The 10,769-nt window shown below is 69.1% G+C and carries 10 protein-coding genes; 9 read left to right on the plus strand and 1 reads right to left on the minus strand.

The features are described 5' to 3' along the window. Positions 1-15 precede the first annotated feature (15 nt). The 9 genes from OOK40_RS10280 (at position 16) to OOK40_RS10320 (ending at position 10,149) form a co-directional block, all read left to right on the plus strand. Positions 16-768 (plus strand): YebC/PmpR family DNA-binding transcriptional regulator, encoded by a 753-nt coding sequence (locus OOK40_RS10280; RefSeq protein ID WP_266478633.1) that lies wholly within the window; start codon positions 16-18, stop codon positions 766-768. 102 nt (positions 769-870) lie between these two features. Then, the gene (gene ruvC, locus OOK40_RS10285; protein ID WP_266478637.1) at positions 871-1,413 is read left to right on the plus strand and encodes a crossover junction endodeoxyribonuclease RuvC; all 543 of its coding nucleotides are present in this window, start codon (positions 871-873) and stop codon (positions 1,411-1,413) included. Continuing rightward, entirely contained in the window at positions 1,410-2,033 is a 624-nt protein-coding gene (ruvA, locus tag OOK40_RS10290) for a Holliday junction branch migration protein RuvA (protein ID WP_266478641.1), read from the plus strand. Before ruvC ends, ruvA begins: the two co-directional genes overlap by 4 nt. Before the next feature lie 31 nt (positions 2,034-2,064). After that, a complete protein-coding gene (gene ruvB / locus OOK40_RS10295; RefSeq protein WP_266478647.1) occupies positions 2,065-3,144 on the plus strand; it encodes a Holliday junction branch migration DNA helicase RuvB in 1,080 nt (359 codons plus the stop codon). A 165-nt stretch (positions 3,145-3,309) separates the two neighbouring features. Then, positions 3,310-3,807, plus strand: coding sequence for a preprotein translocase subunit YajC (yajC, locus tag OOK40_RS10300; RefSeq protein WP_266478650.1), 498 nt, complete (start codon positions 3,310-3,312; stop codon positions 3,805-3,807). Positions 3,808-3,953: 146 nt separating this feature from the next. Next, on the plus strand, positions 3,954-5,711 hold the full coding sequence (secD, locus tag OOK40_RS10305; RefSeq protein ID WP_266478653.1) for a protein translocase subunit SecD: 1,758 nt from the start codon (positions 3,954-3,956) through the stop codon (positions 5,709-5,711). A gap of 1 nt (position 5,712) precedes the next feature. Further along, positions 5,713-6,813: a protein translocase subunit SecF gene (gene secF, locus OOK40_RS10310; RefSeq protein ID WP_266478657.1), complete on the plus strand. Its 1,101-nt coding sequence runs from the start codon at positions 5,713-5,715 to the stop codon at positions 6,811-6,813. Further along, the gene (locus tag OOK40_RS10315; RefSeq protein ID WP_266478661.1) at positions 6,810-7,352 is read left to right on the plus strand and encodes an adenine phosphoribosyltransferase; all 543 of its coding nucleotides are present in this window, start codon (positions 6,810-6,812) and stop codon (positions 7,350-7,352) included. The genes secF and OOK40_RS10315 overlap by 4 nt, the downstream gene beginning before the upstream one ends. Positions 7,353-7,578: 226 nt before the next feature. After that, positions 7,579-10,149, plus strand: a complete 2,571-nt coding sequence (locus OOK40_RS10320) for a bifunctional (p)ppGpp synthetase/guanosine-3',5'-bis(diphosphate) 3'-pyrophosphohydrolase (protein ID WP_266478664.1) — start codon at positions 7,579-7,581, stop codon at positions 10,147-10,149. Positions 10,150-10,227: 78 nt separating this feature from the next. On the opposite strand, the gene OOK40_RS10325 is transcribed toward OOK40_RS10320, so the two are convergent. Then, positions 10,228-10,769 (minus strand): DUF349 domain-containing protein (locus OOK40_RS10325; protein ID WP_266478667.1); only part of this gene is annotated, 542 nt, incomplete at its 5' end.

Raw genomic sequence — 10,769 nt, forward strand, 5'->3', positions numbered from 1 at the left:
GAAGGAGACAGGCAGATGTCCGGCCACTCTAAATGGGCTACGACGAAGCACAAGAAGGCCGTGATCGATGCCAAGCGCGGCAAGCTCTTCGCGAAGCTGATCAAGAACATCGAGGTCGCGGCCCGCACCGGCGGCGCCGATGTCGAGGGCAACCCGACCCTCTTCGACGCCATCCAGAAGGCGAAGAAGAGCTCGGTCCCCAACAAGAACATCGACTCCGCGGTCAAGCGCGGCGCCGGTCTCGAGGCCGGTGGCGCCGACTACGAGACGATCATGTACGAGGGCTACGGCCCCAACGGCGTCGCGGTGCTCATCGAGTGCCTCACGGACAACCGCAACCGCGCGGCCTCCGACGTCCGCGTCGCGATGACCCGCAACGGCGGCTCGATGGCCGACCCCGGCTCGGTCTCGTACCTCTTCAACCGCAAGGGCGTTGTCATCGTCCCCAAGGGTGAGCTCTCCGAGGACGACGTGCTCGGTGCCGTCCTCGACGCGGGCGCCGAAGAGGTCAACGACCTCGGTGAGTCCTTCGAGGTGCTCAGCGAGGCCACCGACCTGGTCGCGGTGCGCACCGCGCTCCAGGAGGCCGGCATCGACTACGACTCGGCCGAGGCCAACTTCGTCGCGACCATGCAGGTCGAGCTGGAGGAAGAGGGCGCACGCAAGATCTTCAAGCTGATCGACGCGCTCGAGGACAGCGACGACGTGCAGAACGTCTTCGCCAACTTCGATGTCTCTGACGAGATCATGGAGAAGGTCGACGCCTGACAGGCAGTCAAACGGCGGGCCGACGGGACACACCCCGTCGGCCCGCCGCTTTGTCAGTGGCACCGGATAGCCTGCACAAACAGGCGATCGAAGGGGGGCGGGGTGCGCGTACTGGGTGTGGACCCCGGGTTGACCCGGTGCGGCGTCGGTGTGGTCGAGGGCGTCGCGGGCCGTCCCCTGACCATGCTCGGCGTCGGTGTCGTACGAACCCCGGCGGACGCCGAGTTGGGCCTGAGGCTGGTCGCCATCGAGCAGGGCATCGAGCGGTGGCTGGACGAGCACCGGCCGGAATTCGTCGCGGTGGAGCGGGTGTTCAGCCAGCACAACGTGCGTACGGTCATGGGTACCGCGCAGGCCAGCGCGATCGCCATGCTCTGCGCGTCCCGCCGCGGCATCCCCGTCGCCCTGCACACGCCCAGCGAGGTCAAGGCCGCCGTCACCGGCAGCGGCCGGGCCGACAAGGCGCAGGTCGGCGCGATGGTCACCCGGCTGCTGCGGCTCGACGCTCCGCCCAAGCCCGCCGACGCGGCGGACGCTCTCGCGCTCGCCATCTGTCACATCTGGCGGGCGCCCGCGCACAATCGCCTCCAGCAAGCCGTCGCCGCACATCGCACCGTGCACGCACCGAAAGGCCGTACCGCATGATCGCCTTTGTGAGCGGCCCGGTCGCCGCCCTCGCACCCACCACCGCGGTCATCGAGGTCGGCGGGGTCGGCATGGCCGTCCAGTGCACCCCGAACACCCTCTCCGAGCTCCGTATCGGCAAGGAGGCCAAGCTCGCCACCTCCCTCGTCGTACGGGAGGACTCGCTGACGCTGTACGGCTTCGCGGACGACGACGAGCGCCAGGTCTTCGAGCTGCTGCAGACCGCGAGCGGCGTCGGTCCGCGCCTCGCCCAGGCAATGCTCGCTGTGCACACCCCGGACGCACTGCGCGTCGCCGTCGCCACCGGTGACGAGAAGGCGCTGACCGCGGTGCCGGGCATTGGCAAGAAGGGTGCGCAGAAGCTGCTGCTCGAACTGAAGGACCGGCTCGGCGAGCCGGTCGGCGCCCACATCGGCAGGCAGGGCATCGGGGCCGCCGCGGCGGCCCCGATGGCATGGCGCGACCAGCTGCACGCCGCGCTGATCGGCCTCGGCTACGCCACCCGCGAGGCGGACGAGGCGGTCGCCGCCGTCGCCCCGCAGGCCGAGGCCGCCGAGGGAGCGCCTTCGGTGGGCCCGCTCCTCAAGGCCGCCCTGCAGACCCTGAACCGCACCCGCTGACTCCAGCCATCGACGCGCGAGGCAATCCACTGTGAACTGGGACGACACCGCACCGACGACCGACGACATCGCCGCCGAGCGGCTCGTCGGCGCGTCCGCCGACGGCGAGGACCAGGCCGTCGAGGCGGCACTGCGGCCGAAGTCGCTTGACGAGTTCGTCGGCCAGGAACGGGTCAGGGAGCAGCTGGACCTCGTCCTGAAGGCGGCCCTCGCCCGTGGCGCGACCGCCGACCATGTCCTGCTCTCCGGCGCCCCCGGCCTCGGCAAGACCACCCTGTCCATGATCATCGCGGCGGAGATGAACGCCCCGATCCGGATCACCTCCGGCCCGGCCATCCAGCACGCCGGTGATCTGGCCGCGATCCTGTCCTCGCTCCAGGAGGGGGAAGTTCTCTTCCTCGACGAGATCCACCGGATGTCGCGGCCCGCCGAGGAAATGCTCTACATGGCCATGGAGGACTTCCGGGTCGACGTGATCGTCGGCAAGGGCCCGGGAGCCACCGCCATTCCGCTGGAGCTGCCTCCGTTCACCCTGGTCGGGGCCACCACCCGGGCCGGACTGCTGCCGCCGCCGCTGCGCGACCGCTTCGGCTTCACCGCGCACATGGAGTTCTACGAGCCGGCGGAGCTGGAGCGCGTGATCCACCGCTCCGCACAGCTTCTCGACCTCGACATAGAGGCCGACGGCGCCGCCGAGATCGCCGGACGCTCCCGCGGGACGCCCCGTATCGCCAACCGGCTGCTGCGCCGCGTCCGTGACTATGCCCAGGTCAAGCGGGACGGTCTGATCACCCGCGAGGTGGCAGCCGCCGCCCTGAAGGTGTACGAGGTCGACGCCCGCGGACTCGACCGACTCGACCGTGCCGTCCTTACGGCGCTGCTGAAGCTCTTCGGCGGAGGCCCGGTGGGGCTGTCGACGCTCGCGGTGGCCGTGGGGGAGGAGCGCGAGACGGTCGAGGAGGTGGCCGAGCCCTTCCTGGTACGGGAGGGACTGCTGGCCCGCACGCCGCGCGGCCGGGTCGCCACCCCTGCCGCCTGGGCCCACCTCGGCCTCGTACCGCCTCAGCAGGCCCCTGGCGCAGGCGGACAACAGGGTCTGTTCGGGACGTGACGGCGCGGATACTCGCCGGGCCAGGAACCAGGGTGCGATGCTGGGCGTTGTTCCAATGATGCGGACTCGCTTAGACTCCGCCGATGCCGCCCCTTACAGGTCGGCGTGCCCACCCCCGTAGATCAGGCCGTTCATCCGCGCGGTCGTGCGAAGGAATTCCGCCCCGTGAATATCTTGACCCTCCTCCCCTTTATCGTGCTCATCGGGGCCATGTTCCTGATGACCCGCTCCGCCAAGAGGAAGCAGCAGCAGGCCGCGCAGATGCGTGACCAGATGCAGCCCGGTACCGGCGTGCGGACCATCGGCGGCTTGTACGCCACCGTCAAGGAGGTCAACCACGACACGGTTCTCCTCGAGGCTGCCCCCGGCGTGCACCTGGTGTTCGCCAAGAACTCGATCGGGGCGGTCCTCGACGACGAGGAGTACAACCGCATCGTGCACGGTGACGGCGACCTCAAGTCCGACAGCCCCATCGTTCCGGACGACGCTTCCTCGCTGACCGAGGCCACCGACTCCGACTCCTCGGACGACGCCAAGATCGACCTCGGCAAGAAGCCCGAGGCCGCCGACGCCGAGGCCGACGACACCGAGGTCGCGGACGCCAAGCCAGAGGACGCCGAGTCCAAGAACGGCAAGGCCGACGGCGAGACCGACGCGAAGTAGCCATGGCCGGGGACCGCGCAGGCGCCTACCGGCGCCCGGCGGTCCCACGGTCGTGTTGAATTCTGCGGGGGCAGGTCCCCACAACACTTCGTGGCCGCCCCGGCGCACACCCGGCGCGGGGCGGTTGGACAGGGAGAAACGAGAAGGTGGCAGCACCGAATAGGGGCCGAAGGCCCGCGGGGGCTCAGGGCAAGCCGGGGCGCGCCCTGGCTTTGATCCTGATTGCCATGGTCGCGCTCACTGGCGGGATGTTCTTGGCGGGACAGCTCACGCCGCGTCTGGGTATCGACCTGGCGGGCGGTACGTCCATCACGCTCGAGGCGAAGAACGAACCCGGTAAGCCGGACGCGATCAACGAGACCAACATGAACACCGCGGTCGGCATCATCGAGCGCCGTGTGAATGGTCTGGGCGTCTCCGAGGCCGAGGTTCAGACTCAGGGCGAACGCAACATCATCGTCAACATCCCCAAGGGGACCAATTCCCAGCAGGCCCGTGAGCAGGTCGGCACCACCGCCCAGCTCTACTTCCGGCCGGTGCTGACGGTCGCCGCGGGCGCCCCCACCGCTCCGCAGCCCACCCCGAGCGCCTCGCCGTCCGGCAAGGCCAAGGACGGTAAGGCCAAGGAGACGGGCAAGCCGACGGCCAACGCGCCGTCCGGCACCCCCTCGGCCACGCCGACCACGCAGGGCCGTGCGGTCACCGACGCTCTCAAGGCGCCGAAGCCGACTCCGACCCCCGCCGGTTCGGGCAAGCCCTCCGGGACGCCGAAGCCGCCGCCCTCCGGGGACACAGCGGGCGCCGACAAGCTGCAGAAGCAGTTCCTGGCTCTCGACTGCACGAACAAGGAGGCCCGCGTCGCGGCCGGTGTCGGCGTCAAGCCCAGCGACCCGCTCGTCGCCTGTGGCAAGAACTCCGAGGGGCAGTGGGAGAAGTACGTTCTCGGCCCTGCCGAGGTCAACGGCAAGGACGTCGACGACGCCAAGGCCACGATCGACCAGCGGACCGGTCAGTGGATCGTGCAGATGGATTTCACCGACGGTGGCTCCAAGAAGTTCTCGAAGATCACGAGCAAGCTGTCGCAGCAGCAGCCTCCGATGAACCAGTTCGCGATCGTCCTTGACGGTGAGGTCGTCTCCGCGCCTTCGGTGCGCACGACACTGAGCGCGAACGCCGAGATCTCCGGCAGCTTCACCCAGCAGTCCGCCCAGGACCTGGGCAACATCCTCTCGTACGGTGCGCTTCCGCTCTCCTTCGAGGAGCAGAGCGTCCAGACCGTCACGGCCGCCCTCGGCGGCGAGCAGCTGCAGGCGGGCCTCATCGCCGGTGCGATCGGTCTCGCGCTGGTCATCATCTACCTGGTGGCGTACTACCGCGGCCTGGCCGTGATCGCGATCCTCAGCCTCATCGTCTCCGCGATCCTGACGTACACGATCATGGCTCTGCTCGGCCCCGGTATCGGCTTCGCCCTGAACCTGCCCGCGGTGTGTGGTGCGATCGTTGCGATCGGTATCACCGCGGACTCGTTCATCGTGTACTTCGAGAGAATCCGCGACGAGATCCGCGAGGGCCGTACGCTGCGGCCCGCCGTCGAGCGTGCCTGGCCGCGCGCCCGGCGCACGATCCTGGTCTCCGACTTCGTGTCGTTCCTCGCCGCCGCGGTGCTGTTCATCGTCACGGTCGGCAAGGTCCAGGGCTTCGCGTTCACTCTCGGCCTGACCACCGTGCTCGACGTGGTCGTGGTGTTCCTCTTCACCAAGCCGATCATGACCCTGCTCGCCCGCAGGAAGTTCTTCGCGGACGGTCACCCGTGGTCCGGCCTCGACCCGAGGCGGCTGGGTGCCAAGCCCCCGCTGCGCCGCTCCCGTCGCGCCTCCGCCCCCATCGACCCGAAGGAGGCGTGAGATGTCGCGACTTGGCACTCTCGGCGCCCGTCTCTACCGCGGCGAGGTCGGCTACGACTTCGTCGCCAAGCGGAAGATCTGGTACGGGGTTTCGATCCTGATCACCATCACGGCCATCCTCGGCCTGGCGGTGCAGGGTCTCAACCTGGGTATCGAGTTCAAGGGTGGCGCCGTCTTCACCACCCCGAAGACGAGCGTCTCCGTCAGCGAGGCGCGGACGTACGCCATAGACGCCTCGGGTCATGAGGCGATCGTCCAGAAGCTCGGCAACGGCGGTCTGCGGATCCAGGTCAGTGAGCTCGACCAGGCCCAGGCCAACAAGGTCAACGAGACGCTGTCCGACAAGCTCGACATCCCGGTTAACAAGATCAACGCCGAGATCGTCGGACCCAGCTGGGGTGAGCAGATCGCCAACAAGGCATGGACCGGTCTCGCGGTCTTCATGCTCCTGGTGGTGATCTACCTCGCGATCGCCTTCGAGTGGCGCATGGCCATCGCCGCCCTGATCGCGCTGATCCACGACCTCACGATCACCATCGGTGTGTACGCACTCGTGGGCTTCGAGGTCACACCGGGCACCGTGATCGGTCTGCTGACGATCCTCGGTTACTCCCTCTACGACACCGTCGTCGTCTTCGACGGTCTCAAGGAGGGCTCGAAGGACATCACCAAGCAGACCCGCTACACCTACAGCGAGATCGCCAACCGCAGCCTCAACGGCACGCTGGTGCGTTCCATCAACACCACCGTCGTCGCGCTGCTGCCGGTTGCCGGACTGCTGTTCATCGGTGGCGGCGTCCTCGGTGCCGGAATGCTCAACGACATCTCGCTGTCGCTGTTCGTCGGCCTCGCGGCCGGTGCGTACTCCTCGATCTTCATCGCCACGCCGCTCGTCGCCGACCTCAAGGAGCGCGAGCCGCAGATGAAGGCCCTGAAGAAGCGGGTGCTCGCCAAGCGCGCCAAGGCGGCCGCCGAGGGCGTGTCGGCGGAGGACTCCGGTGAGCCGGAGGACGCGGAGACGGGCGACGTGGCGCCGGCCGGCGCTGTCGTGGGCCCGCGCGGCAACCGTGGCCGTGGCCGTCCCTCGGGCAAGCGCCGATGACCGCCGCCACCTCGGAGCTGCTGCTCAGCCGCATCCGTGACGTCCCGGACTATCCGAAGCCGGGGGTGATGTTCAAGGACATCACGCCCCTGCTCGCGGACCCGGAGGCCTTCACGGTTCTCACTGACGTGCTCGCCGAGCTGTGCACGCGTTACGAGGCCACGAAGATCGTCGGTCTTGAGGCGCGCGGCTTCATCCTGGGCGCCCCGGTCGCCATCCGGGCCGGGCTCGGCTTCATTCCCGTACGCAAGGCGGGCAAGCTCCCCGGAGCGACGCTCTCGCAGGCGTACGAGCTGGAGTACGGCACCGCCGAGATCGAGGTGCACGCCGAGGACCTGCGCGCGGGCGACCGCGTCATGGTCATCGACGACGTCCTCGCCACCGGCGGCACCGCCGAGGCCTCGCTGGAGCTCATCCGGCGGGCCGGAGCCGATGTCGCGGGCGTCGCGGTGCTGATGGAGCTCGGCTTCCTCGGCGGCCGCATCCGTCTGGAGCCCGCGCTGCGCGGTGCTCCGCTGGAGGCGCTGATCACGCTCTGACCCCATGGGTCGATCGAGGAACGGGCGCCCCGGGATCTTCCCGGGGCGCCCGTTCCTCTGCGCCAGCCCTCGGCGGCGCGCAGTGACGAGAGGGCATCCGCAGCGATTGTGGTGCCCTCTCCCGTCATGTCCGGACCTGCCGCCTCGTGAGCACCAGAACTCCGAGGTCGATACCATGGCTTCTCCGGGCCTGACCGGGGGACCCGGAACCGCACGAGGAGCGCTCTTGCCAGACGAGGCCCAGCACGCCGCCGCGCAGCCCGACCAGCAGGCCGAAAAGGCCGCGGCAGCCCCTGTCACGCCCGAGAACAAGCCGGCCGGGAAGCCGCAGCCGGGAGTGTCCGAGCGGAGCGAGATGGAGATCCCCCCGGCCGAAGTCCCCCAGCTGCCGCTGGGAGGTGCTCCCAGGGGGAGTGCGAACGGTGCGGCCCCCGTCCCCGCGCCCCTGCCGACGACCACCCCCCGGCCCACGCCCGCCGCCGTCCCCCGGACGGGCGGCTCCTCGAACCGGGTGCGCGCCCGCCTGGCCCGCCTGGGCGTCCAGCGTTCGTCGCCGTACAACCCCGTCCTGGAGCCGCTGCTGCGGATAGTGCGCAGCAACGACCCCAAGATCGAGACCTCCACGCTGCGTCAGGTCGAGCGCGCCTACCAGGTCGCCGAGCGCTGGCACCGCGGACAGAAGCGCAAGAGCGGCGACCCGTACATCACGCATCCGCTCGCCGTCACGACGATCCTCGCCGAGCTCGGCATGGACCCGGCGACGCTGATGGCGGGGCTGCTGCACGACACGGTCGAGGACACCGAGTACGGCCTGGACACGCTGCGCCGCGACTTCGGCGACCAGGTGGCCCTGCTCGTCGACGGCGTCACCAAGCTCGACAAGGTCAAGTTCGGCGAGGCCGCGCAGGCCGAGACCGTACGCAAGATGGTCGTCGCCATGGCCAAGGACCCACGTGTCCTGGTCATCAAGCTCGCCGACCGGCTGCACAACATGCGCACGATGCGCTATCTCAAGCGGGAGAAGCAGGAGAAGAAGGCCCGCGAGACCCTTGAGATCTACGCGCCCCTGGCCCACCGGCTGGGCATGAACACCATCAAGTGGGAGCTGGAGGACCTCGCCTTCGCGATCCTCTACCCCAAGATGTACGACGAGATCGTGCGGCTCGTGGCCGAGCGCGCGCCCAAGCGCGACGAGTACCTCGCCATAGTGACCGACGAGGTCCAGTCCGATCTGCGCGCCGCCCGCATCAAGGCCACCGTCACCGGGCGGCCGAAGCACTACTACAGCGTCTACCAGAAGATGATCGTCCGCGGCCGTGACTTCGCGGAGATCTACGACCTGGTGGGCATCCGCGTCCTCGTCGACACCGTCCGCGACTGCTACGCGGCGCTCGGCACGGTCCATGCGCGATGGAACCCGGTCCCCGGCCGGTTCAAGGACTACATCGCGATGCCCAAGTTCAACATGTACCAGTCGCTGCACACCACGGTGATCGGTCCCAACGGCAAGCCCGTCGAGCTGCAGATCCGCACCTTCGACATGCACCGCCGCGCCGAGTACGGCATCGCCGCGCACTGGAAGTACAAGCAGGAGACCGTCGCCGGCACCTCCAAGGTCCGTACGGACGTGCCCAAGGCGGGCAAGGGCACCGCCGGCCAGGACACCGTCAACGACATGGCGTGGCTGCGCCAGCTCCTGGACTGGCAGAAGGAGACCGAGGACCCCAGCGAGTTCCTGGAGTCCCTGCGCTTCGACCTCTCCCGCAACGAGGTCTTCGTCTTCACGCCGAAGGGCGACGTCATAGCGCTTCCGGCGGGTGCCACTCCCGTCGACTTCGCCTACGCCGTCCATACCGAGGTCGGCCACCGGACCATAGGAGCGCGGGTCAACGGGCGGCTCGTACCGCTCGAATCGACCCTCGACAACGGCGACCTGGTCGAGGTCTTCACCTCCAAGGCCGAAGGCGCCGGCCCCTCGCGCGACTGGCTCGGCTTCGTCAAGTCGCCGCGGGCACGCAACAAGATCCGCGCCTGGTTCTCCAAGGAGCGCCGCGAGGAGGCGATCGAACACGGCAAGGACGCCATCGCGCGGGCCATGCGCAAGCAGAACCTGCCGATCCAGCGCATCCTCACCGGCGACTCGCTCGTCACGCTGGCGCACGAGATGCGCTACCCCGACATCTCGTCCCTGTACGCGGCGATCGGCGAGGGCCATGTGGCCGCGCAGGGCGTCGTACAGAAGCTGGTGCAGGCCCTGGGCGGCGAAGAGGCCGCCAACGAGGACATCGCCGAGAGCACACCGCCCTCGCGCAGCCGCTCAAAGCGCCGGGCCAACGCCGACCCCGGTGTGGTCGTCAAGGGTGTCGAGGACGTCTGGGTCAAACTGGCCCGCTGCTGTACGCCCGTCCCCGGTGACCCCATCATCGGCTTCGTCACGCGCGGAAGTGGCGTATCGGTTCACCGGGCGGACTGCGTCAACGTCGACTCGCTCTCGCAGCAGCCGGAGCGCATCCTCGACGTCGAATGGGCCCCGACCCAGTCCTCGGTCTTCCTGGTCGCCATCCAGGTCGAGGCGCTCGACCGGTCCAGGCTGCTCTCGGACGTCACGAGGGTCCTGTCCGACCAGCACGTCAACATCCTGTCCGCGGCCGTCCAGACCTCCCGCGACAGGGTGGCCACCTCGCGCTTCACCTTCGAGATGGGCGACCCGAAGCACCTCGGGCACGTACTGAAGGCGGTACGGGGCGTGGAGGGCGTCTACGACGTCTACCGGGTCACATCGGCGCGCAGGCCGTAGCGCGACGCGCCACAGCGCAGACGAAGGGCCCCCTGTACGTGAGCGTGACGTACAGGGGGCCCTTCCATACAGCCCTTTTCAGCCGCCGAACTCCTCCAGGCCCTTCAGCGCCTGGTCCAGCAGCGCCTGCCGGCCCTCGAGCTCCTTGGCGAGCTTGTCGGCCTTGGCGTTGTTGCCCGCCGCGCGCGCCGCGTCGATCTGCCCGCGCAGCTTGTCCACGGCCGCCTGCAGCTGACCGGTCAGACCCTCGGCACGCGCACGCGCCTCCGGGTTCGTCCGGCGCCACTCGGTCTCCTCGGACTCCTGCAGCGCCCGCTCCACGGCGTGCATACGGCCCTCGACCTTGGGACGGGCGTCCCGCGGCACATGGCCGATGGCCTCCCAGCGCTCGTTGATGGCCCGGAAGGCGGCTCGCGCGGCCTTCAGATCCGTCACCGGCACCAGCTTTTCGGCCTCGGCGGCGAGCTCCTCCTTGAGCTTGAGGTTCTCGCCCTGCTCGGCGTCCCGCTCGGCGAAGACCTCGCTGCGGGCGGCGAAGAAGACGTCCTGGGCGCCGCGGAAACGGTTCCACAGATCGTCCTCGGCCTCGCGCTGGGCGCGGCCCGCGGCCTTCCACTCCG

Origin of the sequence: Streptomyces sp. NBC_01481 (assembly GCF_026339995.1) — a bacterium.
In the GTDB taxonomy this organism is placed as follows: domain Bacteria; phylum Actinomycetota; class Actinomycetes; order Streptomycetales; family Streptomycetaceae; genus Streptomyces.